Source organism: Variovorax sp. efr-133-TYG-130 (genome assembly GCF_030208835.1).
In the GTDB taxonomy this organism is placed as follows: Bacteria; Pseudomonadota; Gammaproteobacteria; order Burkholderiales; family Burkholderiaceae_C; genus Variovorax.
The window spans coordinates 89,634-113,115 of sequence record NZ_JARVTD010000033.1 but is presented as its reverse complement, the minus strand read 5'-3'; the positions used below and the strand labels follow the sequence as shown (position 1 = coordinate 113,115).

The window sequence follows — 23,482 nt, the reverse complement described above, 5'->3', positions numbered from 1 at the left end:
AAAACCCCTTGCCCGCAAAAACCAGCTGCCTATACTTGAGGCCATGCTGCACCGCAACATAGACGGCGAGACAGCGCAACGTGAACCGACCACCCAATCATCCCTTCTGGAGATCTCAAATGGCCCTGACCGCTGACCAAATCCTCGCCGCCCAAAAAGCCAACCTCGAAACCCTGTTCGGCCTGACCACCAAGGCATTCGAAGGCGTCGAAAAGCTGGTCGAACTGAACGTGACCGCTTCCAAGGCAGCCCTGGCCGAAGCCCAGAGCACCGCCCAGGCCGCCCTGAGCGTGAAGGACGCGCAAGAACTGCTGACGCTGCAAGCCAGCCTGTTCCAGCCCCTGGCTGAAAAGACCGCCGCCTACAGCCGTCACCTGTACGACATCGCCCAAGGCACCGGCGCCGAGTTCGGCAAGGCTTTCGAAGCCAAGGCCACCGAAGCCCAGCAAGCCTTCGTCGGCCTCGTCGACAGCGCTTCCAAGAATGCCCCGGCCGGTTCGGAAACCGCCGTCGCCGTGATGAAGAGCGCCGTGGCCGCCGCCAACAACGCTTTCGAATCGGTCCAGAAGGCCGTCAAGCAGGCGTCGGACGTCGCCGAAGCCAACTTCAACGCCGTGTCGAACCAAGCCGTCGCCGCCGCGAAGACCGCGACCGCTTCGCGCAAGCGCTAAGCCGCCGACCACCACCAGTTGTCTCCTTGGGTCCTCACGGATCCGATTCAGGGCCTCATCTTCGGATGAGGCCTTTTTTTTGGCCTGGCGGGCGTCTTCGATAATGAAAGGCTCATCCCAGGAGACTTTTTATGCAGATCGACGGCAAGGTTTTTATCGTGACCGGTGGCGCTTCGGGCCTCGGCGAAGGCACGGCGCGCATGCTGGCCGCCAACGGCGGCAAGGTGGTCATCGCCGACATGCAGGCTGACAAGGGCGAAGCCGTTGCCAAGGACATCGGCGGCGTGTTCGTCAAGTGCGACGTGAGCCAGGAAGCCGACGGCCAGGCCGTGGTGGCCGCCGCGCTCAAGCTCGGCAAGCTGGTCGGGCTGGTCAACTGCGCAGGCATCGCGCCGGCCGAGAAGACCGTGGGCAAGAACGGCCCGCACGCGCTGGCGGTGTTCAGCAAGACCGTCACGGTCAACCTGATCGGCAGCTTCAACATGATCCGCCTGGCCGCCGACGCCATGGGCAAGAACGAGCCCGAAGCCACCGGCGAGCGCGGCGTGCTGATTTCCACCGCTTCCGTCGCCGCCTACGACGGCCAGATCGGCCAGGCGGCCTACAGCGCCTCCAAGGGCGGCGTCGTCGGCATGACGCTGCCGATCGCCCGCGACCTCGCGCGCAGCGGCATCCGCAACATGACCATCGCCCCCGGCATCTTCGGCACGCCCATGCTGTTCGGCATGCCGCAGGAAGTGCAGGACGCACTGGCCGCCAGCGTGCCGTTCCCTTCGCGCCTGGGGACGCCCGAGGACTACGCCAAGCTGGCCAGGCACATCATCGAGAACGACATGCTCAACGGCGAGGTGATTCGTCTGGACGGAGCGATTCGATTGGCTCCCCGCTGACCTCCGAGGCTGGCGGCTTGGTGCTGCCGGTGCGGTCCAGGCGCTCGTACTGCGCGATCACCTGGGCCCCCAGCAGCACCAGGGTGGCCGCAATTTCCAGGCTCAGCAGCACCACGATCGCCGTGGTGAGCGAGCCGTAGACCACGTTCACCTGCGACAGCGTCGAGAAGTACCAGATCAGCACGCGCCGCGTGGCCTCCCACAGCAGCGCGGCCGTCACGCCGCCCAGCAGCGCATGCCGCAGCGACATGCGCCCGGCCGGCATCACGAGGTAGAGCGAGGTCAGCATGAAGATCTCGCCGCCCAGCCCCAGCAGGTACAGCAGCAGTCCCGAAATGCCCGACAGCGACCAGCTGTGCCCCAGCAGGTCGACGCTCTCCTGCCCCACCAGCTGCAGCGCGCCCGACACCAGCGTGACGAGCAGCAGCCCCACGCAAAGGCACAGGATGTAGACGTACGGCATGGCCACCGACACGAGGAAATGGCGCTTGTGTGCGGCCTTGCGGTGGTGGAAGAACACCGCCATTGCGCTCTCGAGCACGCTGAAGGCCAGCGAGCTGAAGAAGATCATCGTCACCAGCAGCACCGGCCCGAGCACGTCGCGGTGATCCAGGAAGCTCGACAGCTCGGCCACGATGGCCTTCGACTGCCCCGGCAGCAGCCATTCGAGGTACCGCCCGATGGTGCGCAGCAATTCGGCCTGCTCGATGACGTGCGACAGCGCGATCACGCTCACGATCAGCAGCGGCACGATGGACAGGAGCGCGTAGTAAGCCACCGCGCCCGCGAGCAGCAGGCCCTGGTTGGCGCGGAACTCCTTCAGCGCTTCCCAGGCGAATCGCACGGGGTGGCGCAGCACGGGAGCAGCATGTTGCAAGGGGTTGGACATCGTCATGCGTGGATTTCGGTCGCGGCCAGTATGCCGCCCGGCCCCGGGCGTTCGGCGGCTTGCGTATGATTTGCCGCTCTTCGCCTACATGACCATCCCCGCTTCATTCATCCAGGAACTCATCGCGCGCGCCGATGTGGTCGAAATCGTCGGCCGCTATGTGCAGCTCAAGAAGGCCGGCGCCAATTTCATGGGCCTGTGCCCGTTCCACGGCGAGAAATCGCCCTCTTTCTCCGTCAGCCCGACCAAGCAGTTCTATCACTGCTTCGGCTGCGGGGTGCATGGCAACGCCATCGGCTTCCTGATGGAGCATGCGGGCATGGGCTTCGTCGAGGCGGTGCATGACCTGGCCGGGCAGTACGGCCTGCAGGTGCCCGAAGACGACGCCTCCCCCGCCGAGCGCGCCCGCGCGGCCAGCCAGCGCCAGAAGCAGGCGACGCTGACCGACGTGCTCGAAAAGGCCGGCGACGCCTACCGCAAGCACCTGCGCCAGGCGCCCGGCGCCATCGAATACCTGAAGGGCCGGGGCGTGTCCGGCGAAGTGGCCAAGCAGTTCGGCATCGGCTATGCGCCGGCCGGCTGGCGCGCGCTGGCCAGCGTGTTCCCCGACTACGACGACCCGCTGCTCGCCGAGAGCGGCCTGGTGATCGTCAACAACGAGGAAGGCAAGCTCAGCGAGGAGGAAGCCAAGCGCTACGACCGCTTCCGCGACCGTGTGATGTTCCCGATCCGCAACGTGAAGGGTGAATGCATCGGCTTCGGCGGCCGGGTGCTGGGCGACGAGAAGCCCAAGTACCTGAACTCGCCCGAGACGCCCGTGTTCAGCAAGGGCCGCGAGCTCTACGGCCTCTATGAAGCCCGAGCCGCCTTCCGCGACCGGGGCTACGCACTGGTCACCGAGGGCTACATGGACGTGGTGGCGCTGGCGCAGCTCGGTTTTCCGAACGCGGTGGCCACGCTGGGCACGGCCTGCACGAGCGAGCATGTGCAAAAGCTCTTCCGCTTCACCGAATCGGTGGTGTTCAGCTTCGACGGCGACGCCGCCGGCCGCCGCGCCGCGCGCAAGGCGCTCGACGGCGCGCTGCCCTACGCCACCGACGTGCGCAGCATCAAGTTTCTGTTCCTGCCGGCCGAGCACGACCCCGACAGCTTCATCCGCGAACACGGCGCCGAGGCCTTCGCCCGCTTCGTGGCCGAAGCCACCCCGCTGTCGCGCTTCATGCTCGAGGCCGCCCGCGAAGGCTGCGACCTGACCACCGCCGAAGGCCGCGCCCACATGACCAGCAACGTGCGCCCGCTCTGGAGCGCCATGCCAGACGGCGCGCTAAAGCGGCAGCTGCTGGGCGAGATCGCCACGCTGGTGCAGCTGGACGCGGCGGCGCTCTCGGAGCTGTGGGCCTCCACGCCCGGCCCGCGCAAGCCTGGCGGCGCCTCCGCCGGACAGCGCCACAACGAGCCGCCCATGTACACGGGCGGCGGCGACGACTACTACCCCGACATGCCTCCGCCGCAGGACTACGAGCCGCCGCGCTATGAAAGCGATAGCAAGCCCAAGTTCCAGCCGCAGCGCAAGTTCACCAAGGGCAAGCGCTGGGGCGGCAAGTTCGAGGAGCCCATCGAGCCGCTGCGCGGCCGCGGCACCCCGCCCAGCCGGCCCGACGTGGCGGTGCGGCTGCTGCTGTCGAACATGGCGCAGTGGGAGGCGCTTTCGCACGAGCTGCACCTGATGCTGTGCGACCTGCCCGGCGCCCACGGCGCCCTCTTCACCTGGCTCGACAGCCAGTTGCACGAGCATGGCGTACAGCCCTGGGCGGCGCTGCGCGAGGGCCTGCGCGGGCTCGAATTCGAGCCGCTGGCCGAGCGGCTCATGGCCGTGTCCGAAGCCGGACCGGTGCCCGAGGGCGAGGAAGAACAGCATCTGGCAGACGCCGCCAAGGAGCTGACCAGCGTGCTCGACTTCATGCTCGACGACCGCCTGAAAGCCCAGCAGAGCGAGGCCATCGCGGCCGTGGGCAAGGACCCGAAGGCCCTGGAGCGCTACAAGGCGCTGGAGGCCCGACGGCTCGAATTGCGCAACCGCCTGCGCCCTTCCGGTACAGAAAGTGCTTGAAATTTGCGCAACGCGCTATAATGTAGGGCTTCGCAACTGGCGAAATTAGGCAAGAGCGACAGCAGCACCTCCGGGCCGACCCCTAGCGCAACGCACTCCAACGGTAAATTCCGGCGGAAAGGGTCAATAACCGCAAGGACTGCACACCAAATGTTCGCCCGACATCTTGCCTGTTGAGGAATCACTTCCTCTTTCCCAATTGTTTTGTCCGTGCCTGTGCACGGGCGTGGTGGCGCTGTCCGCGTGACGGCGCGCCTGTGATTCCGCTTGTCTTTTCTTGCCGTAACGAGGTCGTATGCCCAGTTCAAAGAAGCCTGCTCCTTCACTTGCCAAAAGCGTCGCCACCAAGCCCGCAGCAGAAAAACCGTTGAAAGCCGGCCAGTCGCCGGCAACTAAGACGGGTGCCGCCGCAACCAAATCGGCAGCCGCAACGAAAGTGAAAACCGTGCCCACGAAATCGACCTCTCTCGACGATCCCAAAAAAGCCGCCGCCCCCGCCGCCAAGAAAGTCGGGCGCCCGCCCAAGGCCGCCGGCGCCGCTGCCACCACCGGCGCCAAGCGCGGCCGCAAGCCCAAGGCTGACAAGGACGCGCCCGAGAGCGACATCGACCTGTCGGACATCGAGGACGACCTGGCCGGCGACGAACCCGCGGCAGCCACGACCACCGAAGAGAAGGTCAAGCCGCTTCGCATGAAGATCAGCAAGGCGAAGGAACGCGCCTTGATGAAGGAGTTCGGCCTCGACGAGACCGTCCTCTCCGAAGAAGACCTGGCCAAGCGCCGCTCTCGCCTGAAGACCCTGATCACGCTGGGCAAGACCCGCGGCTACCTCACGCACGGCGAAATCTCCGACCACTTGCCCGACAAGCTGGTCGACGCCGAGACCATGGAAGTCGTGGTCACCATGCTCAACGACATGGGCGTGGCGGTGTACGAGCAGACGCCCGACGCCGAGACCCTGCTGCTGAACAACACCGCGCCCACCGCCACCACGGTGGAAGAAGCCGAGGAAGAAGCCGAAGCGGCGCTCTCCACGGTGGACAGCGAATTCGGCCGCACCACCGACCCCGTGCGCATGTACATGCGCGAAATGGGCACGGTCGAGCTGCTGACCCGCGAAGGCGAAATCGAAATCGCCAAGCGCATCGAAGGCGGCCTGATGGCCATGATGGAAGCCATCTCGGCCTCCCCCGCCACCATCGCCGAAATCCTGCGCCTGGCCGCCGAGATCCGTGAGGGCAAGGTCGTCATCTCGACCATCGTCGACGGCTTCTCGAACCCCAACGAGGCCGACGACTACGTGGCCGAGGAAGACTTCGACGAATTCGACGAGGAAGACGACGACGACGGCAAGGGCGGCTCCAAGGCCCTGACCAAGAAGCTCGAAGAACTCAAGCGCGACGCGCTCGAGCGCTTCGACCGCATCGCCGCCCTGTTCGAGAAGGTCCACAAGATCTACGACAAGGAAGGCTACGGCACGCCGGCGTACGCCAAGGCCCAGCAGGCCATGTCGGACGAGCTGATGACCATCCGCTTCACCGCGCGCACCATCGAGAAGCTGTGCGACCTGGTGCGCATGCAGGTGGACGACGTCCGCAAGAAGGAACGCGAGCTGCGCCGCATCATCGTGGACAAGTGCGGCTTCCCGCAGGAAGAGTTCATCCGCGACTTCAGCGGCTTCGACAAGAACGGCAACGTCGTTCCGTCCAACCTGCTGAACCTCAAGTGGGTCGAGAAGCAGGCCGCCGCCGGCAAGCCGTGGAGCACGGTGCTCGGGCGCAACATCCCGCCGGTGCAGGAACTGCAGCAGAAGCTCGCCGACATCCAGTCGCGCGTGGTGGTGCCGCTCACGCAGCTCAAGGACATCAACAAGCGCATGAACGAAGGCGAGTCTTCTTCGCGCGATGCCAAGAAGGAAATGATCGAGGCCAACCTGCGCCTCGTGATCTCCATCGCCAAGAAGTACACCAACCGCGGCCTGCAGTTCCTGGACCTGATCCAGGAAGGCAACATCGGCCTGATGAAGGCGGTCGACAAGTTCGAATACCGTCGCGGCTACAAATTCTCGACATATGCGACGTGGTGGATCCGCCAGGCCATCACCCGCTCGATCGCCGACCAGGCGCGCACCATCCGCATCCCGGTGCACATGATCGAGACGATCAACAAGATGAACCGCATTTCGCGCCAGCACTTGCAGGAGTTCGGCTTCGAGCCCGACGCCGGCATCCTGGCCGCGAAGATGGAGATCCCGGAAGACAAGATCCGCAAGATCATGAAGATCGCCAAGGAGCCGATCTCGATGGAAACCCCCATCGGCGACGACGACGATTCGCACCTGGGCGATTTCATCGAGGACAGCAGCAACACGGCGCCCATCGAAGCCGCCATGCAGGCCGGCCTGCGCGACGTGGTCAAGGACATCCTCGACTCGCTCACGCCGCGCGAAGCCAAGGTGCTGCGCATGCGCTTCGGCATCGAAATGTCGACCGACCACACGCTGGAAGAAGTCGGCAAGCAGTTCGACGTGACCCGCGAGCGCATCCGCCAGATCGAAGCCAAGGCGCTGCGCAAGCTGAAGCACCCGAGCCGTTCGGACAAGCTGCGCAGCTTCATCGACACCCTGTAATCCGGGTTCGCTGAAGCCAAAGCGCCCGCCTTGCCCCTCATACGGGCGGCGGGCGTTCTCTTTTTCGTAGACAGACAACAAGTACAACGGAGCTGCCTTTCCATGAATCCCGATGCAGACAAACTCTGGCAGGCCCCGCGCTGGGCGCTTGCCGTGCTGCTCGCCGTGCTGGGCATGCTCGGGCCCTTCTCGATCGACACCTACATCCCGGCGTTCTCCGGCATCGCGCAGTCGATCGGCGCCACGCCTGCAGAGATGCAGCAGACGCTCTCGGCCTACCTGTTCGGCTTCGCGTTCATGAACCTGTTCCACGGTGCGCTGTCGGACAGCTTCGGGCGCCGCCCGGTGGTGCTGTGGGGGCTGGCGGTGTTCACGCTGGCGTCGCTGGGCTGCGCGCTGTCGCAGAACATCACGCAGCTGGTGCTGTTCCGCGGACTGCAGGGCCTGTCGACCGGAGCGGGCATCGTGGTCTCGCGCGCGGTGATCCGCGACATGTTCCCGCCCGCCGAGGCGCAGCGGGTGATGAGCCAGGTCACGATCTATTTCGGCGTGGCGCCGGCCATCGCGCCCATCGTGGGCGGCTTCCTGTTCGTGCACGCGGGCTGGCATGCGGTGTTCTGGTTCCTGGTGGCGGTGGGCGTGGTGCTGTTCACGGCCAACTACAAGCTGCTGCCCGAGACACTGCACAAGGACCACCGCCAGCCCTTCCAGGTGCGCCACCTGATGCGCGGCTACTGGGACCTGTGCTCCGACCCGCGCTTCCTGCTGCTGGCCTTTGCCAGCGGCGTGCCCTTCAACGGCATGTTCCTCTACGTGCTGGCTGCGCCGGCCTTTCTGGGCGACCACCTGGCGCTGCAGCCGCAGCAGTTCTTCTGGTTCTTCCTGCTGACCATCGGCGGCATCATGCTGGGCGCGCGCGCCAGCGGGCGCATGGCGGGCAAGGTGGCGCCCAAGCGGCAGATCCGCGACGGCTTTCTCATCATGCTGGTCACCTCGGTGGTCAACGTGGTGGCCAACACCTTCTTCCAGGCGCACGTGGCATGGGCGCTGTGGCCGCTGGCGGTGTTCGCCTTCGGCTGGGCGCTGATGGTGCCGGTGGTCACACTGCTGGTGCTCGACCTGCACCCCGAACGCCGCGGCATGGCGTCGTCGCTGCAGGCGGTGATCGGCTCCACCGCCAACGGCATCGTGGCCGGCGCGGTGGCGCCGCTGGTGATGCATTCCACGCTCGCGCTGGCGCTGACCTCCATGGCCATGCTCGCCATCGGACTCGTCGCCTGGGTGTGGCTGCACGGCCGCTGGCCCGAGATCGGGCGCATGGTGGCGCACGAAGGCTGAGCAGGCAGCGCGCGCTCCGATGCGGTTCGACGCCCTGCTGGCCCACGCGCGCGCCTGGCTGCCGGCGCACACCACCGTCGATGCGCGCGAACGCCTGCGCGCGGTGGCCGGCGCGGGCCTCGGCCTGCTGGCGGCGGCGCTGCTGTCGCACTGGCTGGCAGGTCCGCTGCACGCGAGCGTCTGGCTGATCGCGCCGCTGGGCGCCAGCGCGGTGCTGGTGTTCGCGGTGCCGGCAAGCCCGCTGGCGCAGCCCTGGCCAGTGATCGGGGGCAACACGCTCTCGGCGGTGGTGGGCATCGCCTGCGCCAGCTGGATTCCAGAGCCGACCATCGCCGCAGCCGTGGCCGTGGCACTGGCCGTCGCGCTCATGTTCGGGGCGCGCTGCCTGCACCCGCCCGGCGGCGCCGCGGCGCTGCTCGCGGTGCTGACGCACACCACGCATTTCTCGTCCGCGCTGTTCCCCTTCTTCACCAACTCGCTGCTGCTGGTGCTGGCGGGCGTGCTCTACAACACGCTCACCGGCCGGCGCTATCCGCATGTGCAGGTCGCGCGCCCGCCGGCGGCCGATGCGCGCTTCAGCCAGGCCGACATCGACGCCGTGCTGGCCCGCTACAACCAGGTGCTGGACATCAGCCGCGACGACCTCGAATCGCTGATCCAGCAGACCGAGCTGGAGTCGTACAAGCGCCGCCTCGGCACGCTGCATTGCGCCGACATCATGTCGCGCGAGCCCATCTCGGTGGAGTTCGGCACGCCGCTGCAGGAGGCCTGGGCGCTGATGCACGAACGCCGCATCAAGGCCCTGCCGGTCACGGACCGCACGCGCCGCGTGGTCGGCATCGTCACGCAGGCCGACTTCTTCCGCCAGCTCGACCTGCAGCACCACGACGGCATCGCGGGCAGGCTGCGCGAGCTGATCCGTGCCACGCGCACCGTGATGTCGAACAAGCCCGAAGTGGTCGGCCAGATCATGACGCGCCAGGTGCGCGTGGCCAGCGCCGACCGGCCGGTGGTCGACCTGGTGCCGCTGTTCTCCGAAGGCGGGCATCACCACATCCCGATCATCGACGGCGAGAAACGCCTGACGGGAATGATCACGCAGTCGGATTTCGTGCGGGCGCTCTACCGCGCGGTCGGTCCGGCCTAGGCCCTGATGCATTGCCCAAAGCGGCGCCCATTGCAGGCGCTCTGCCTGCCCCATCCCAGCCTTCCCCCGGAAGGGGAAGGAGCAAATCCTTCATTCCAGGACGACGTTCGCCTTCTTCACCAGCGCCGCGTAGCGCGCCGCCTCGCTGCGGAAATACGCCGCGGCCTGCGCGGGCGTGGTGGGCTTGATGACGTTGCCCTGCTTGTCCATCGCCTCTTTCACCTCGGCGCTGGTGAAGGCCGCCGCCACCGCGTCGTGCACGCGCTGCACGTCGGCAGCCTGCATCTTCGCCGGCCCGATCACCGCGAACCAGCCTTCGACCGCGTAGTTGGGCAGCCCCTGCTCCGCGATGGTCGCGATGTCCGGCGCGGCCGGCGAACGCGTGGCGCCGCACAGGCCGATGGCGCGCAGCGCGCCGCTCTTGATGTGCGGCTGCACCGCCGGCAGCGACACCACGCCCATCTCGACCTGCCCGCCGATCATGTCCGTGACCATCGGGCCCGTGCCCTTGTACGGGATGTGCCGCGCCTTCACGCCGGCCTCGTCCATGAACATCTCGCCGGCCAGGTGAATGATGGTGCCGTTGCCCGACGAAGCGTAGTTGTAGCCGCCGGGCTTGGCGCGCAGCAGCGCGATCAGCTCCTGCACGTTCTTTGCGGGCAGCTTCGGGTTGGCCACCAGCACCAGCGGCGTGGCGCCCACCACGCTGATGGGCGTGATGTCGGTGATCGCGTCGAAGGGCATCTTCTTGAACACCGCCGGGTTGATGACGTGGTTGTTCGACACCATGCCCAGCGTGAGCCCGTCGGGCGCGGCCTTGACGATGGCTGCCGCGCCGGTGATGCCGCCGGCGCCCGGCAGGTTTTCGATCACCACGGGCTGACCGAAGGCCTTGCCGAGCGCGGGCGCCGCCGCGCGCACGATGGTGTCGACGCCGGAGCCGGCGCTGATCGGCAGGATGAAGCGGATCGGCTTGTCCGAGCCCTGCGCGAGCGCCGGGCATGCGGCCACCGCCGCGGCGCAGGCGCCGAAGCCCAGCACCGAACGGCGGTTCATCGGGAGGAATGTCTTGTCGCTCATGGCTTTGTCTCTCTTTATGGTTTTGAAAATTCGCGCCGGCGCGTGGATTAGGCCACCGCCGAGCCCGCAAGCAGTTCATCGACCTGCTCGCGCGCATAGCCCAGTTCGGCCAGCAGTTCGCGGGTGTGCTCGCCCAGCGTCGGCGGATGCATGCGCACGCCCAGGCGCTCGCCGCCGAGCGTGATCGGGAACAGCGTGGTCTGCGCCATTTCGCCGGCACGCTCGCCGTCCGGCAGGCGGATGTCCACGAGGCCGCCGGTGGCCTGGAGGTGCGGATCGGCATAGAGGTCTTCGGGCCGCGTGATCGGCGCGAAAGGCAGGCCGTTGGCCTCGAAGATGGCCGACAGTTCCGACGCCGAACGCCCGGCCAGCCGCTCGCGCAAGTCGGCCAGCAAGGTGGGCCGCGCGCGCACGCGCTCGTTGTTCGTCTGCAGGGCGGCGTCGGCCTTCAGGTCGTCGAAGCCCAGCGCGTCGCAGAACGTCTTCCATTGCGCGTCGCTCACCGCGGCCAGGAAGATCTGCTCGCCGTCTTTCACCGTGAACACGTCGTACAGCGCCCAGGCCGAGATGCGCTCCGGCATCGGCGCGGCGGCCTGGCCGGTGATGGCGTACTGCAGCATGTGCTGGCCGACCAGGAACACGTTGTTCTCGAACAGCGCGGACTGCACTTCCTGCCCCTTGCCGGTCTCGGCGCGCTGCATCAGCGCGGCAATGGCGCCGATGGCGCCGAACATGCCGCCCATGATGTCGTTCACGCTGGTGCCTGCGCGCAGCGGATCGCCCGGGCGCCCGGTCATGTAGGCCAGCCCGCCCATCATCTGCACCACCTCGTCGAGCGCGGTGCGGTGCTCGTAGGGGCCGGGCAGGAAGCCGGTGTGGTTGACGTACACGAGGCGCGGGTTGAGCTTGCCGAGCGCGGCGTAGCCCAGGCCGTACTTGTCCATGGTGCCGGGCTTGAAGTTCTGCGCCACCACGTCGGCCGTGGCGCACAGGCGCAGCGCGGCTTCCAGCCCCTGGGGGTTGCGCAGGTCGAGCGCAATGCTCTTCTTGTTGCGGTTGAACATGGGAAAGAAGCCCGCGCCCGCACCCAGCAGGTGCCGGGTGCGGTCGCCCTCGATCGGCTCGACCTTGATGACTTCCGCCCCCAGGTCCGCGAGCACCATGCCGCAGGTCGGGCCCATGACCATGTGGGTGAACTCGACCACGCGGATGCCCGCGAGCGGCAGGCGCTTCTTTTCTTCGGTGGCGCTCATGCGGCGACTCCCTCGGCCACGGCAAAGGTCTTGGGAAAGCCCGCGCGCCATACCGTGCCCTGCAGCGTTTCGCCATCGAGCCAGCCCGCCACGCGGCGGCGCAGGTCGAGCAGTTTCGGCAGGTCGACGCCGGTCTCGACGCCCATGCTCTGGAGCATGAACACCAGGTCCTCCGTGTCGACGTTGCCGCTGGCGCCGGGCGCGTGCGGGCAGCCGCCGATGCCGGCCAGGCAGGCGTCGAAACGCGTGATGCCGACCTCCAGCGTCGCATACGCGTTCGCGAGCCCCATGCCGCGGGTGTCGTGGAAATGGCCGCACCACAGCCGGTCTCCCGCGATGCGCAGCGCGCGCTCGAACAGGCTGCGCACCATCGCCGGATCGGCATAGCCGACGGTGTCGGCCAGGCTCACGCGGTCGGCGCCGGCGTCGAGCAGCGCCTGCATCAGCCGCAGCACTTCGTCGGGATCGACACGGCCCTGCAGCGTGCAGCCGAAGGCCGTGCCCACGCCGCCGTCGATCAGCGTCTTCGACCCCGCCGCATCGCGTGCCGCGCGGATGCGGCCGACCTCGGCCACCACTTCGTCCGGCGTCTTGCGCAGGTTGGCAAGGCTGTGCGCATGGCTGGCCGACAGCGGCACGATCATCAGGTCGGCCTCTCCCGCGATGGCACGCTCGGCGCCCTTGAGGTTGGGCACCAGCACCGAGGCGAACAGCCCCGGCAGCGTCTTCGCATAGGCCAGCAGTTCGGCGGTGTCGGCCAGTTGCGGCAGCAGGTGCGCCGGCACGAACGAGCCGACTTCGATCTCGCGCTGGCCGGCCGCGTGGGCGTCGCGGATCCATTCGAGCTTGCGTTCGGTGGGCAGCACGCGGGCGATGCTCTGGAGGCCGTCGCGCAGGCCCACTTCGCGGACGACCGCGCGGGGCGGCAGGAAGGCGTGAATCAAGACTTTGTCTCCGTCGTGAGGGTATGGGCCGGATGTTAGAAGTTCCAATTCGATCCAGAAGGTATATTTTGGAAGCCATTCGCTTCCAAACCGGAACATCTTGAGACACCATGCGCGACCTCGACCTGACCACACTCCGCCTCTTCGTCTCCGTCTGCGAAACGCACAGCATCGCGCGCGCCGGCGAGCAGGCCAGCATCGTCGGCTCGGCCATCAGCAAGCGGCTGGCGCAGCTCGAAGAGGCGGTGGGCACGCCGCTGCTGCTGCGCAAGCGGCGCGGCGTGGTGCCGACGCCGGCCGGCGAGACCCTGCTGGAGCACGCCCGCGCCATGCTCGGCAGCGTGAACCGCATCGAGCGCGACATGGCCGCCTATGCGGGCGGCGCGCGCGGGCATGTGCGCATCCTGGCTTCGGCGTCGGTCATGGCCGAGTCGCTGGCGGAAGACGTGGCCGGCTTCCTGCAGAACCCGGCGCACCGCAACATCCGCGTCGACATGGAGGAGCGCGTGAGCCCGGAGATCGTGCGCGGCATCCGCGAAGGCATCGCCTCCATCGGCCTGTGCTGGGACGCGGCCGACCTCGAAGGACTGCAGCGGCGCAGCTACCGCGCCGACCACCTGGCCATCGTCGCGCATCCGTCGCACCCGGTCGCGCAACACGCGCAAGTGCGCTTCGAGGACGTGCTCGACCATGAATTCGTCGGCATGCCCGCGCTCAGCGCGGTGCAGCTGATGCTGGCGCGCGAGGCGGCGGTGGCGGGCAAGCCGCTGGTGCACCGGGTGCTGGTGTCGAACTTCGACGCGGCGCTGCGCGTGGTGCGGGCCGGGCTGGCGATCAGCGTGGTGCCGGCGGAAGTGGCGCGGCCCTTCACCGATGCCTACGGCCTGCGGCTGATGCCGCTGACCGATGCCTGGGCGCGCCGGCGGTTCGCGATCTGCTTCAGGGACGAGGCCACGCTGTCGCCCTCGGCGCAGTTGCTGGTGGCGCATCTGCAGCGCTGCGCGACGGACTAATAAGGGCGCCGCGCCTCCGATTCGACCGGAATCGGAAACGATTCATTGCGGTTCGTCGGGTTTTTGTTTCTGTTCACGCAACCTAACATTCGAAACATCAGCGCTGTCACACCCCTCACCGCACACAGAAAGATCGCACCATGTTCCGCAGAGCCCTTCTCTCCGCCGCCGCCCTCGCCACTACGCTGAGCCTCGCCCCGCTGGCCGCGCAAGCCGCCACGGCCGCGCAACCGCTCAAGCTCGACGTCTACAACCCGGGCGCGAAGTCGATGTTCCCGGTCTCGTCGGAGATCGTGACCGGCCAGACCGACGCCGTGCTGATCGACGCGCAGTTCCAGCGCAACGACGCCGAGGCGCTGGTGCAGAAGATCAAGGCCACGGGCAAGAAGCTCACCACGGTCTACATCAGCCACAGCGACCCCGACTACTACTTCGGCCTCGACGTGATCCACGCCGCCTTCCCCGACGCGAAGATCGTCGCCACGCCGCAGACGGTGGCTGCCATCCAGGCGTCGAAGGACGGCAAGCTGGCGCACTGGGGCCCGATCCTGAAGGACAACGCGCCCAGGTCGCTGGTGGTGCCCGAGGCGCTGACCGGCGACAGCCTCGAACTCGAAGGCCGCAAGATCCAGGTCATCGGCCTCGACGGCCCCACGCCCGAGCGCAGCTTCGCGTGGATTCCCTCGCTGAAGGCGGTGGTCGGCGGCATTCCCGTGTCGGCCAACATCCACGTGTGGGTGGCCGACACGCAAACGCCCGGATCGCGCCGCGACTGGCTCAAGACGCTGGACCGCATCCAGGCCCTGCACCCGAAGACGGTGGTGCCCGGCCATTACCTGCCGAATGCCGACGGCTCGGCGCCCTACACCATCGCGTCGGTGAAATTCACGCGCGGCTACCTCAAGGCTTTCGAGACCGAGGCCGCCAAGGCCAAGGACTCGGCCGCGCTCATCGCCGCGATGAAGAAGCGCTACCCGAAGCTGGAAGACGCCTCGTCGCTGGAACTCGGCGCCAAGGTCATCAAGGGAGAAATGAAATGGCCGCAGTGAATGACAGCACCACCACCCTGCACTACATCTTCGACCCGCTGTGCGGCTGGTGCTACGCCGCCGCGCCGCTGGTCGACGCAGCGCGCGGCGTACCCGGCCTGAGGGTCGAGTTCCACGGCGGCGGCATGATGACCGGCGCCAACCGCCGCCAGATCACGCCGCAGTGGCGCGACTACGTGATGCCGCACGACCACCGCATCGCCGAGATGACGGGCCAGCCCTTCGGCGAGAACTACTTCGAAGGCCTGCTGCGCGACACCGGCGCGGTGATGGACTCCGAACCACCGACCACCGCCGTACTCGCGGCCGAATCGCTGCGCGACGGCGGCGGGCTGGACATGGCGCATCGCCTGCAGCAGGCGCATTACGTGGAAGGCCGGCGCATCGCCGACGTGGGAGTGCTGAAGGCACTGGCGGCCGAACTCGGTCTCGGCGCCGAGGCTTTCGCCGCGGCATTCGATCGCCTCGCGGGCGCGCCGACTGCGCAGCACATTGCCGAGAGCCGGCAATTCCTGCAGCGCGCGGGCGGACAGGGTTTTCCGACCTTCGTGCTGACGCAGGCCGAAGGCCGCGCGGGCCGCATCGACATCGGCCCGTGGCTGGGCCGCGCCGAAGACTGGAAGGCGCAGCTCGCCGCGCTGGTCGCGGCGTCTCAGCCGGCCGCCACCCACACCGCCGCGACGCCGCCGGTGTGCGACCCCGACGGCTGCGCGATCTGAAGAGGCTTCAGCGCGCGACGCCGAGCAGCCGGTCCAGCACCTGAGGCTGGGCGCGCAGCACCGCGGCCGAGTCGGTGTGCACGATGGTGCCGTGGTCCAGCACCACCGCCTCGTCGGAAATCGCGAGGATCGCCTGCGGATGCTGCTCCACGATGATCGCGGCCAGCCCCTCGTCCTGCGTGATGCGGCGGATGGCGCGCAGCAGCTCTTCCACGATGATGGGCGCGAGCCCCTCGAGCGGCTCGTCGAGCAGCAGCAGCCTGGGGTTGAGCACCAGTGCGCGGCCCACGGCCAGCATCTGCTGCTCGCCGCCGGAGAGCTGCGTGCCCAGGTTGGTCTTGCGCTCGGCAAGACGCGGGAACATCTCGTAGACGCGCTGGGTGTTCCACTTGCCGGGCCGCTCCACGGCGGTGAGGTTCTCGTGCACCGTGAGCGACTTGAAGATGTTGCGCTCCTGCGGCACCCAGCCGATGCCGGCCGCCGCGCGCTGGTGCGGCGCCAGCTTGTGCAGCGCCTGGCCGCCCAGCGCGATGCTGCCGCCGTGCTGGCGCGTCGCGCCCGCCAGCGTGTTGATCAGCGTGGTCTTGCCGGTGCCGTTGCGCCCCAGCAGCGCCAGCGTCTGGCCTTCGCCCAGCGTGAACGCCACGTCGTGCAGCACCACGGCCTCGCCGTAGCCGGCGCTCAGGTTTTCGATTCGCAGCAGCTCAGACATGGGCAGCTTCTCCGTGGCCCAGATAGACCTCTTTCACCTTGGGATCGTTGGCGATGGTTTCGGGGTCGCCCTCGGTCAGCAGCGTGCCGTTGACCAGCACGGTCATGCGGTCGGCAAAGCTGAACACCAGGTCCATGTCGTGTTCGATCAGCAGCACCGACACGTCGGCCGGCAGCGCGGCCACGGTCTGCAGCAGCTCTTCGCGCTCGCCGGCGGGCACGCCCGCCACCGGCTCGTCGAGCAACAGCACGCGCGGCTCGCAGGCCAGGGCGATCGCGATTTCCAGCAGGCGGCGCTTGCCGTAGGCCAGGTGCTTGACCTGCTGGCGGGCCACGTCGCTCAGGTGGAACTGCTCGAGCAGTTGCGTCGCGCGTTCGACGATCGCCTTGCTGGAGCCGAGCGGCCGCCACCACTGCGCGCCCGCGCCCTGGTGCTGCGACACCACCAGCGCCAGCGTTTCCAGCGGCGTCATCGAGTCGAACAACTGGTTGATCTGGAATGTGCGCACCAGGCCGCGCGCCACGCGCTTGTGCGGCGCGAGCTTTGTGATGTCTTCGCCCAGCAGCGTGATGCGGCCTTCGGTCGGCGTGAGCACGCCCGTCAGCTGGTTGATGAGCGTGGTCTTGCCCGCGCCGTTGGGGCCGATCAGCGCATGGCGGGCGCCGCGCTTGAGCTCCATCGTCACGTTGTTGGTGGCCGTGATGCCGCCGAAGCGCATCACGAGGCCGTGGGTGGAGAGCACGGTGTCGCTCATGCCGCACCGCCCTTCTTCCTGCCGGCGCCGAACCATGTCCAGGGCTTCAGCAGGCGGTCGCGGCCCACCAGCACCAGCAGCACCAGGATCAGGCCGATCCAGAACATCCAGTACTGCGGCGTCACCGCCGACAGCCAGGTCTGCAGCAGCTTGAACACGATGGCGCCCGCCACCCCGCCGTAGAGCCAGCCCACGCCGCCGATCACCAGCATCAGCAGCACGTCGGCCGAACGGTCGAAGGCCAGCACGTCGAGCGATGCGAAGCCGGTGGTCTGCGCCAGCAGCGCGCCCGCCGCGCCGGCAACGCCGGCAGCGACGGTGTAGACCGTGACCAGCCGCGGCACCACCGGGATGCCGATGGCCATCGCGCGCAGCCGGTTGTCGCGGATCGCCTTCAGCGTGGCGCCGAACGGCGAATGCACCAGCCGGCGCATCAGCAGGAACAGCACCAGCATCACCGCCAGCGAATACCAGGCCGCCGTGCGGCCGTACAGGTCGAAGTCGAACATGCCGAGCACCGGGCCCATCACCACGCCCTGCAGGCCGTCGGCGCCGCCGGTCAGCCAGTCGAGCTTGTTCGCCAGTTCGAGCAGCAGCAGCGCCGTGCCCAGGGTGACCATCAGCCGCGTGAGGTCGCTGCCGCGCAGGATGGTCACGCTCGCCACCAGGCCCAGCAACGCCGACAGCACGACGGCGAACAGAAGGCCCACGGTCGGGTCGGGCATCACCAGCTTGGCGAACAGCGCCGCCGCATACGCACCGAAGCCGAAGAAGGCGGCATGGCCCAGCGACACGATGCCGGTGTAGCCCAGGATCAGGTCGAGCGACATCGCGAACAGCGCGACGATGGCGATCTCGTTGACCAGCAGCGAATGCGAAGGCATGACCAGCGGCAGCGCGAAAGCAACGGCCCAGGCCACGAACTCGAGCGGATGCCAGCGCGCCTTGCGCAGCAGGGCCGACTGGAAATCGGCGGCGGAAGAAGGAGCGCTCATTCAGCGGCCCCCCTTGCGCGTGAACAGGCCCTGTGGGCGCCACATCAGGATCAGGATCATCAGCAGGTAGACGGTGAACGCACCCATCTTCGGAATGAAGTATTTGCCCGCCACGTCGGCAATGCCGAGCAGCAGCGCGGCCGCCAGCGGCCCGGTGATCGACGAGGTGCCGCCGACCGAAACCACGATCAGGAAATAGATCATGTACTTCAGCGGGAAGGTCGGGTCGAGCCCGAGGATCTCGGCGCCCAGCGCGCCGCCCAGCCCCGCGAGGCCCGAGCCCACGGCAAAGGTCAGCAGGAACACGATGTTCACGTTGATGCCCAGCCCCGCCGCCACGCGCGGGTCGTCGACCGCCGCGCGCAGCCGGCTGCCGAAGCGCGTCTTCGACAGGATGAGCTGCAGCACCACCGTCAGCACCGCGCAGACCGCGATGATGAAGAGCCGGTAGTGCCCCATGCCCAGCAGCAGCGCGCCGTCGCCGATCTCGGTGCGCCCGCGCAGCCATTCGGGCAACTGCACGTTCTGCTGAGAAGAGCCGACGAAGTAGTCGACGGCGGCCACCGCCATGAAGGCCAGGCCGATGGAAAAGAGCACCTGGTCCAGGTGCGGCTTGCCGTACATCGGCCGGTAGAGCGTGCGTTCCAGCAAGGCCCCGGCGAGCGCGACGACGATAAACGCCAGCGGCAGGCAGGCCAGGAACGGCACGCCCAGCTTCTGCATGGCAAACACCGTGAGATATCCGCCGGCCATGGCAAAGGCGCCGTGCGCGAGGTTGATGAAGTTCATCAACCCGAGCGTCACGGCCAGCCCCACGGCGAGCACGAAGAGCAGCATGCCGTAGGCGATGCCGTCGAAAAGAATGGTCAACATGTCAGCTACTCAAACACTTGCCGCGCCTCGCGGTCTCTTCGGGAAACACCGAGGAACCGGCTTCGCCGGGCCTCGGGTGTTGCCCCCGGTAGGGGGAAGGCGAAGCGACACGAAGTGCGCGCAGCCTGGGGGCGAGCCCTTTACTTGGCTTTGCCGGGATCTTTGACGCTCTTGATCACGTCGAACTCGACGTTGTAGAGCTGGCCGTCCTTCTTCTCGACCTTGCGCAGGTACACGTCCTGCACGATGTCGCGCGTCTGCGCGTCGATCAGCACCTGGCCGCGCGGGCTCTCGAAGACCTGGCCCTTCATGGCCGCCAGCAGCGCTTCGCCGCCGCCCTGGCCCTTGGTGGCCTTGAGCGCTTCGTAGATCACGCGCATGCCGTCATAGCCGCCCACGGCCATGAAGTTGGGGCGCATCTTCGGGTTGGCCTTCTCGAAGGCCTCGACGAACTTCTTGTTCATTGCCGACGGGTGCGCGGCCGAGTAGTGGTGCGAGGTGACCACGCCCAGCGCGCCGTCGCCCATGTCGTTGAGTTGATCGTCGTCCGTCACGTCGCCGGTGGCGATCATCTTGATGCCGGCCTTGTCCATGCCGCGCTCCAGGAACTGCTTCATGACGGCCGCGCCAGCGCCCGAGGGCACGAAGACGAACAGCGCGTCGGGCTTCGCGTCGCGCACCTTCTGCAGGAACGGGGCGAAGTCGGGGTTGCGCAGCGGCACGCGCAGCTTCTCGATCACCTTGCCGCCGTTGAGCTGGAAGCGCTCGCTGAAGAACTTCTCGGCGTCGTTGCCCGGGCCGTAGTCGGCCACCAGCGTGACGACCGTCTTCACGCCGTTCTTCGGCGCCCAGTCGCCCATGGCCACCGACACCTGCGGCAGCGTGAAGCTCGAACGGATGATGTAGGGCGATGCCTCGGTGATGCTCGACGTGGCGGCGGCCATCACGACTTCGGGCGTCTTCGACTGGGTGGCGATGGGCGCCACGGCCAGGGCCAGGGGCGTCAGGCCGAAGCCGGCCAGCACGTTGACCTTGTCGTTCACCACCAGTTCCTGCGCCAGGCGCTTGGTGACGTCGGGCAGGCCGGTGTCGTCCTTGACGATCAGCTCGACCTTCTTGCCGGCCACGGTGTCGCCGTTCTGGGCCATGTACAGGCGCGCGGCGGCTTCGATCTGGCGGCCGGTGGATGCCGACTGGCCCGTCATCGGCAGGATCAGGCCGATCTTGAACTTGTTGTCCTGGGCGCTGGCCAGCGACATTGAAAGCGCGAGCGCCGACAGGGCTGCGGTCTGGATGAGATGGCGTCTTTGCATGTTTTTTCCTTCAGGGACGGAACTCGAAACCGGGGCTATTTTCAACACTTTGCAACAAAGGGCGCAGCAGGCATTCACCTACCCCGCCTCATGAGGCTGGCATTGTTGCGCGATCAATAAATGAACTGCGCGATCATCGCGCAAGACGGCTTTCGCCCGGGGCGGGATCAGCTGTCGGGGCGATAGGCGGAGTCGAGCGTGAGCGTACCCACCGCGCGTGACACGCAGGCGCAGATGCGCGTGGTCGCCTCTTTTTCGTGCGCGCTGAGGAACACGTCGCGGTGGTCGATCTCGCCGTCGACGGCGATCACGTCCATGGCGCACAGGCCGCACTCGCCGCGCTTGCAGTCCGACAGCGTCTGCACGCCGGCGGCGTCCAGCGCCTCGAGCAGCGTGCAGTCGGCAGGCACCGTGATGGCGAGGTCATGGCGCGGAATGCGCACCTGGAACGCCTGCGTGGCCAGACGGCCGCTGCTGCCGAAGGTCTCGAAGCGCAGGTCCGCGATGGGCCGGCCGGCCGCATGCCAGGCGCGCTTGAGCGCCTCGAGCATCGGCACCGGGCCGCAGGTGTAGAGCTGGCCGCCGGGCGGCAACGCGTCGATGGCCGCGGCGAAGTCGATGGGCGCCGAGCCTTCGTGCGCTTCCACGCCCTCGCCCAGCGCTTCGCGCAGATGCGAGAGGTAGCCGAACTCGTCGGCGTTGCGCGCGCCGTAGAGCATCTTCACCGGCACGCCGCCGCGCCGGGCGTGCTCGCCCAGCCGCTGCGCCATCAGCACCAGCGGGGTGATGCCGATGCCGCCCGCCACCAGCAGGTAGCCGGGCGCGGACATGTCGAGCGCGAAGTGGTTCTGCGGCGCGCTGACCTGCAGCCGGTCGCCCACGGCCAGCCGCCACATCGCGAGCGATCCGCCGCGGCCGTCGTCCAGCCGCTTGACGGCGATGCGCCAGCAGCGGCCGTCGCCCTCGCCGACCAGCGAGTAGGAGCGGGTCTGCAGCCTGCCCTGCGCCGTCATCACCTGCACCTGCAGGTGGGCGCCGGGTTCATAGGCACCGGCAAATCCGCCGTCGGGGCGCAGTTCGAACTCGCGCACGGTGGGCGTCACGTCGCGCAGCGCAACCACCTGCGCCTGCATCCATTGAAGATCGCTTTTCATCGGGGAACAACACCAACAGGAAGGGAGGGAAAGGAAGGAATCAGCCGCGGCGGCGGATCAGCTGCACGCCCGGCAGCGGGCGCTGCTCGGCGCTCGGCGTGCCGTGCAGCGCCTCGCGCAGGTTGCGCCGCGCGATGCGGCTGTGCTCGCGCATCAGCGACTCGGCGCGCGAGCCTTCGCCGGACTCGATGGCGTCGAGCACCTGGATGTGCTGGTCCTGCGCGATCACGAGCATGTCGCGCGCAGCGGGCGAATTCGCCTGCACGATGACGAAGCCCGAGGGCGACGCGAACGGCAGGTTCACCACCCGCTCCAGTTGCTGCGCGATGACCGGGCTGCCGGCCATTTCGCAGAGCAGCGCATGGAAGCGTTCGTTGTGCGTCACGTAGCGCGAGAAAGCCGCGTCGTCGAGCGCGGGCTCGCGCAGCAGCTCGTCGATGCGCGCGAGGCAGGCGCGCGCTTCGCGCAGCACCACCGGCGCGGCGCCGCGCTCGGCCGCGAGGCGGGCCACCAGGCCTTCGAGCGTGCCGCGCAGTTCGATGGCATCGGCCACGTCGCGCTCGGAAAAGGTACGCACCGCGTAGCCGCCGTTGGGCAGCGCTTCGAGCAGGCCTTCCTGCTCGAGCCGCATCAGCGCGGTGCGCACCGGCGTGCGCGACACGCCGAGCTGCTCGGAGACGGCCACTTCGGCAATGCGCGCGCCGCCGGGCAGTTCGCCCGCGAGGATCATTTCGCGCAGGCGCAATTGCGCCTTCACGGCCTGCGAGCTGCCGCTGTCGCCGGGCAGCTGTTCCGCGGCGGAGGAGACCACGGCCGCCCTCATGCGGCCTGCTTCTCGCCCGGCTGCTCGGCGGGGTGGATCGGAATGGCGGCGCGCGCGGGCTTTTCCTTCTCGATCATGCGGTCGATGAGCTTGCGCGCCCACATCGAACCGGCGTCGATGTTGAGGTTGTAGAACTTGTGGTCGGGGTGCTCGTCCATGGCTTTCTGCTGCGCCTCGAGCACCAGTTCGTCTTCGCGGAAGATGCCCGCGACGCCTTCGCGCAGCTCGTGCGTGAGACGCTGCTCGCCCAGGCAGTAGTTGCGCGAGAAGGCCCAGAAATACAGGCAGGTCTTGTCGGTCTCGGGCGTGATGGTGTTGAGCACGTAGCCGTTGACGCCCTTGCTGCGGTCGCCCGCGTCGCCGTTCTTCGGCACCGCGCCGCTGCCGGCCTCGGCCACGCCGACGTCGATGTTCACGGTGCACGGGCCTTCGAAACGGATGATCTGCCAGCGGTCGACCTTGCCGGTGTAGCCGCGCGCATGGCGGATCTGGCCGCCCCAGAACGGCGGCGGGTCGATGTTCTCCATCCAGCGCGTGACGGTGGCAGAGCGGTCGCCGTGCGTGGCCACGAAGGGCGCCTCGGCCACTTCGCGATTGCCGATGGACGAACCGTGCACGAAGGTCTCGTGCGTCAGGTCCATGAGGTTGTCGACCACCAGGCGGTAGTCGCAGTGGACGCGGATCATCTTGCCGTCGCCGGCCCATGCCGGGTCGTCGTTCCAGTGCATGTCGGGCACCAGCGCCGGATCGGCCTTGGCGGGGTCGCCGGGCCAGATCCACACGAAGCGGTGCTTCTCGACCACCGGAAAGCTGCGCACGCAGGCCGATGGGTTGAGCGTTTCCTGGCTCGGCATGTGGGTGCAGCGGCCCTGGCTGTTGTAGACGAGGCCGTGGTAGCCGCACACCAGCTCGTCGCCTTCGAGGCGGCCCAGCGACAGCGGCATCAGCCGGTGCCAGCAGGCGTCTTCGAGCACGGCGACTTCGCCGTCGGTGCGTCGGAACAGCACCACTTTCTGGTTGCAGATGGTGCGTGGCAGCAGCGCATGGCGCACTTCGACGTCGTAGGCGGCGGCATACCAGGCGTTCAGCGGAAAGGCGGTCGTGGGCGTTTTCATGAATACTCAAT

Annotated in this window: 21 protein-coding genes and 1 pseudogene; 9 read left to right on the top strand and 13 right to left on the bottom strand. The window is 67.8% G+C overall.

All coding sequences use genetic code 11. From position 1 onward, the window contains the following. Nucleotides 1-119 precede the first annotated feature (119 nt). A complete protein-coding gene (locus QRN67_RS27745) occupies nt 120-671 on the top strand; it encodes a phasin family protein (protein WP_081268643.1) in 552 nt (183 codons plus the stop codon). Between the two features lie 131 nt (nt 672-802). Further along, on the top strand, nt 803-1,561 hold the full coding sequence (locus tag QRN67_RS27740; protein WP_106933854.1) for a 3-hydroxyacyl-CoA dehydrogenase: 759 nt from the start codon (nt 803-805) through the stop codon (nt 1,559-1,561). On the opposite strand, the gene QRN67_RS27735 is transcribed toward QRN67_RS27740, so the two are convergent. Further along, nucleotides 1,509-2,456 (bottom strand): YihY/virulence factor BrkB family protein, encoded by a 948-nt coding sequence (locus QRN67_RS27735; RefSeq protein ID WP_081268641.1) that lies wholly within the window; start codon nt 2,454-2,456, stop codon nt 1,509-1,511. The genes QRN67_RS27740 and QRN67_RS27735 overlap by 53 nt on opposite strands. A gap of 82 nt (nt 2,457-2,538) precedes the next feature. Between QRN67_RS27735 and dnaG the strand changes: the two genes are divergently transcribed. Then, nucleotides 2,539-4,560, top strand: a complete 2,022-nt coding sequence (dnaG, locus tag QRN67_RS27730) for a DNA primase (RefSeq protein ID WP_285414474.1) — start codon at nt 2,539-2,541, stop codon at nt 4,558-4,560. A 123-nt stretch (nt 4,561-4,683) separates the two neighbouring features. Here the strand turns inward: dnaG and QRN67_RS27725 are convergent, their stop codons facing one another. Beyond that, nucleotides 4,684-5,013 (bottom strand): hypothetical protein, encoded by a 330-nt coding sequence (locus QRN67_RS27725; RefSeq protein WP_234382456.1) that lies wholly within the window; start codon nt 5,011-5,013, stop codon nt 4,684-4,686. Between QRN67_RS27725 and rpoD the strand changes: the two genes are divergently transcribed. From rpoD to QRN67_RS27710, 3 genes are all read left to right on the top strand, one after another. Beyond that, complete coding sequence (gene rpoD / locus QRN67_RS27720; protein WP_285414473.1) at nt 5,006-7,189, top strand: RNA polymerase sigma factor RpoD; 2,184 nt, start codon at nt 5,006-5,008, stop codon at nt 7,187-7,189. The two genes, QRN67_RS27725 and rpoD, sit on opposite strands and share 8 nt — an antisense overlap. A gap of 102 nt (nt 7,190-7,291) precedes the next feature. Then, on the top strand, nt 7,292-8,527 hold the full coding sequence (locus QRN67_RS27715; protein ID WP_081268639.1) for a multidrug effflux MFS transporter: 1,236 nt from the start codon (nt 7,292-7,294) through the stop codon (nt 8,525-8,527). Nucleotides 8,528-8,546: 19 nt separating this feature from the next. Then, on the top strand, nt 8,547-9,674 hold the full coding sequence (locus tag QRN67_RS27710) for an HPP family protein (protein ID WP_285414472.1): 1,128 nt from the start codon (nt 8,547-8,549) through the stop codon (nt 9,672-9,674). Between the two features lie 90 nt (nt 9,675-9,764). On the opposite strand, the gene QRN67_RS27705 is transcribed toward QRN67_RS27710, so the two are convergent. From QRN67_RS27705 to QRN67_RS27695, 3 genes are read right to left on the bottom strand one after another with little or no spacing between them, the layout of a single operon-like run. Beyond that, complete coding sequence (locus QRN67_RS27705) at nt 9,765-10,754, bottom strand: tripartite tricarboxylate transporter substrate binding protein (RefSeq protein ID WP_503010949.1); 990 nt, start codon at nt 10,752-10,754, stop codon at nt 9,765-9,767. A 47-nt stretch (nt 10,755-10,801) separates the two neighbouring features. Next, on the bottom strand, nt 10,802-12,007 hold the full coding sequence (locus QRN67_RS27700; protein ID WP_285414471.1) for a CaiB/BaiF CoA transferase family protein: 1,206 nt from the start codon (nt 12,005-12,007) through the stop codon (nt 10,802-10,804). Then, on the bottom strand, nt 12,004-12,951 hold the full coding sequence (locus QRN67_RS27695) for a hydroxymethylglutaryl-CoA lyase (RefSeq protein ID WP_285414470.1): 948 nt from the start codon (nt 12,949-12,951) through the stop codon (nt 12,004-12,006). Before QRN67_RS27695 ends, QRN67_RS27700 begins: the two co-directional genes overlap by 4 nt. Nucleotides 12,952-13,061: 110 nt before the next feature. Here QRN67_RS27695 and QRN67_RS27690 point away from each other — a divergent pair, with 110 nt between their 5' ends. The 3 genes and pseudogenes from QRN67_RS27690 (at nt 13,062) to QRN67_RS27680 (ending at nt 15,732) form a co-directional block, all read left to right on the top strand. Continuing rightward, nucleotides 13,062-13,964: a LysR family transcriptional regulator gene (locus tag QRN67_RS27690; protein ID WP_081268634.1), complete on the top strand. Its 903-nt coding sequence runs from the start codon at nt 13,062-13,064 to the stop codon at nt 13,962-13,964. 140 nt (nt 13,965-14,104) lie between these two features. Further along, a pseudogene (locus QRN67_RS27685) lies at nt 14,105-15,007 on the top strand (MBL fold metallo-hydrolase); the annotation flags it as partial. Beyond that, nucleotides 15,001-15,732, top strand: coding sequence for a DsbA family protein (locus QRN67_RS27680; RefSeq protein WP_285414469.1), 732 nt, complete (start codon nt 15,001-15,003; stop codon nt 15,730-15,732). The pseudogene QRN67_RS27685 and the gene QRN67_RS27680, both read left to right, overlap by 7 nt. Nucleotides 15,733-15,739: 7 nt before the next feature. On the opposite strand, the gene QRN67_RS27675 is transcribed toward QRN67_RS27680, so the two are convergent. The 8 genes from QRN67_RS27675 to QRN67_RS27640 form a co-directional block, all read right to left on the bottom strand. Continuing rightward, nucleotides 15,740-16,444, bottom strand: a complete 705-nt coding sequence (locus QRN67_RS27675) for an ABC transporter ATP-binding protein (protein WP_285414468.1) — start codon at nt 16,442-16,444, stop codon at nt 15,740-15,742. Further along, nucleotides 16,437-17,198 (bottom strand): ABC transporter ATP-binding protein, encoded by a 762-nt coding sequence (locus QRN67_RS27670; RefSeq protein WP_081268630.1) that lies wholly within the window; start codon nt 17,196-17,198, stop codon nt 16,437-16,439. The genes QRN67_RS27675 and QRN67_RS27670 overlap by 8 nt, the downstream gene beginning before the upstream one ends. Beyond that, the gene (locus QRN67_RS27665; protein ID WP_285414467.1) at nt 17,195-18,193 is read right to left on the bottom strand and encodes a branched-chain amino acid ABC transporter permease; all 999 of its coding nucleotides are present in this window, start codon (nt 18,191-18,193) and stop codon (nt 17,195-17,197) included. Before QRN67_RS27665 ends, QRN67_RS27670 begins: the two co-directional genes overlap by 4 nt. Beyond that, nucleotides 18,194-19,066 carry a branched-chain amino acid ABC transporter permease gene (locus QRN67_RS27660; RefSeq protein ID WP_081268628.1) on the bottom strand — a complete coding sequence of 291 codons (873 nt, stop codon included), beginning with the start codon at nt 19,064-19,066 and terminating at the stop codon, nt 18,194-18,196. It lies immediately after the preceding gene. A 140-nt stretch (nt 19,067-19,206) separates the two neighbouring features. After that, the gene (locus QRN67_RS27655; protein WP_285414466.1) at nt 19,207-20,379 is read right to left on the bottom strand and encodes an ABC transporter substrate-binding protein; all 1,173 of its coding nucleotides are present in this window, start codon (nt 20,377-20,379) and stop codon (nt 19,207-19,209) included. A 167-nt stretch (nt 20,380-20,546) separates the two neighbouring features. Beyond that, the gene (locus QRN67_RS27650; protein WP_106933845.1) at nt 20,547-21,533 is read right to left on the bottom strand and encodes a PDR/VanB family oxidoreductase; all 987 of its coding nucleotides are present in this window, start codon (nt 21,531-21,533) and stop codon (nt 20,547-20,549) included. Between the two features lie 40 nt (nt 21,534-21,573). After that, the gene (locus QRN67_RS27645) at nt 21,574-22,356 is read right to left on the bottom strand and encodes a GntR family transcriptional regulator (RefSeq protein WP_285414465.1); all 783 of its coding nucleotides are present in this window, start codon (nt 22,354-22,356) and stop codon (nt 21,574-21,576) included. Next, a complete protein-coding gene (locus tag QRN67_RS27640) occupies nt 22,353-23,471 on the bottom strand; it encodes an aromatic ring-hydroxylating dioxygenase subunit alpha (RefSeq protein WP_106933843.1) in 1,119 nt (372 codons plus the stop codon). Before QRN67_RS27640 ends, QRN67_RS27645 begins: the two co-directional genes overlap by 4 nt. Nucleotides 23,472-23,482 lie beyond the last annotated feature (11 nt).

Coding starts and splice junctions, on each gene's coding strand:
- QRN67_RS27645 (WP_285414465.1), bottom strand. CDS start 22,356: ATGAGGGCGGCCGTGGTCTCCTCCGCCGCGGAACAGCTGCCCGGCGAC.
- QRN67_RS27665 (WP_285414467.1), bottom strand. CDS start 18,193: ATGAGCGCTCCTTCTTCCGCCGCCGATTTCCAGTCGGCCCTGCTGCGC.
- QRN67_RS27650 (WP_106933845.1), bottom strand. CDS start 21,533: ATGAAAAGCGATCTTCAATGGATGCAGGCGCAGGTGGTTGCGCTGCGC.
- QRN67_RS27745 (WP_081268643.1), top strand. CDS start 120: ATGGCCCTGACCGCTGACCAAATCCTCGCCGCCCAAAAAGCCAACCTC.
- QRN67_RS27675 (WP_285414468.1), bottom strand. CDS start 16,444: ATGTCTGAGCTGCTGCGAATCGAAAACCTGAGCGCCGGCTACGGCGAG.
- QRN67_RS27710 (WP_285414472.1), top strand. CDS start 8,547: ATGCGGTTCGACGCCCTGCTGGCCCACGCGCGCGCCTGGCTGCCGGCG.
- QRN67_RS27715 (WP_081268639.1), top strand. CDS start 7,292: ATGAATCCCGATGCAGACAAACTCTGGCAGGCCCCGCGCTGGGCGCTT.
- QRN67_RS27640 (WP_106933843.1), bottom strand. CDS start 23,471: ATGAAAACGCCCACGACCGCCTTTCCGCTGAACGCCTGGTATGCCGCC.
- QRN67_RS27740 (WP_106933854.1), top strand. CDS start 803: ATGCAGATCGACGGCAAGGTTTTTATCGTGACCGGTGGCGCTTCGGGC.
- QRN67_RS27700 (WP_285414471.1), bottom strand. CDS start 12,007: ATGAGCGCCACCGAAGAAAAGAAGCGCCTGCCGCTCGCGGGCATCCGC.
- dnaG (WP_285414474.1), top strand. CDS start 2,539: ATGACCATCCCCGCTTCATTCATCCAGGAACTCATCGCGCGCGCCGAT.
- QRN67_RS27660 (WP_081268628.1), bottom strand. CDS start 19,066: ATGTTGACCATTCTTTTCGACGGCATCGCCTACGGCATGCTGCTCTTC.
- QRN67_RS27690 (WP_081268634.1), top strand. CDS start 13,062: ATGCGCGACCTCGACCTGACCACACTCCGCCTCTTCGTCTCCGTCTGC.
- QRN67_RS27670 (WP_081268630.1), bottom strand. CDS start 17,198: ATGAGCGACACCGTGCTCTCCACCCACGGCCTCGTGATGCGCTTCGGC.
- QRN67_RS27655 (WP_285414466.1), bottom strand. CDS start 20,379: ATGCAAAGACGCCATCTCATCCAGACCGCAGCCCTGTCGGCGCTCGCG.
- QRN67_RS27735 (WP_081268641.1), bottom strand. CDS start 2,456: ATGACGATGTCCAACCCCTTGCAACATGCTGCTCCCGTGCTGCGCCAC.
- QRN67_RS27705 (WP_503010949.1), bottom strand. CDS start 10,754: ATGAGCGACAAGACATTCCTCCCGATGAACCGCCGTTCGGTGCTGGGC.
- QRN67_RS27680 (WP_285414469.1), top strand. CDS start 15,001: ATGGCCGCAGTGAATGACAGCACCACCACCCTGCACTACATCTTCGAC.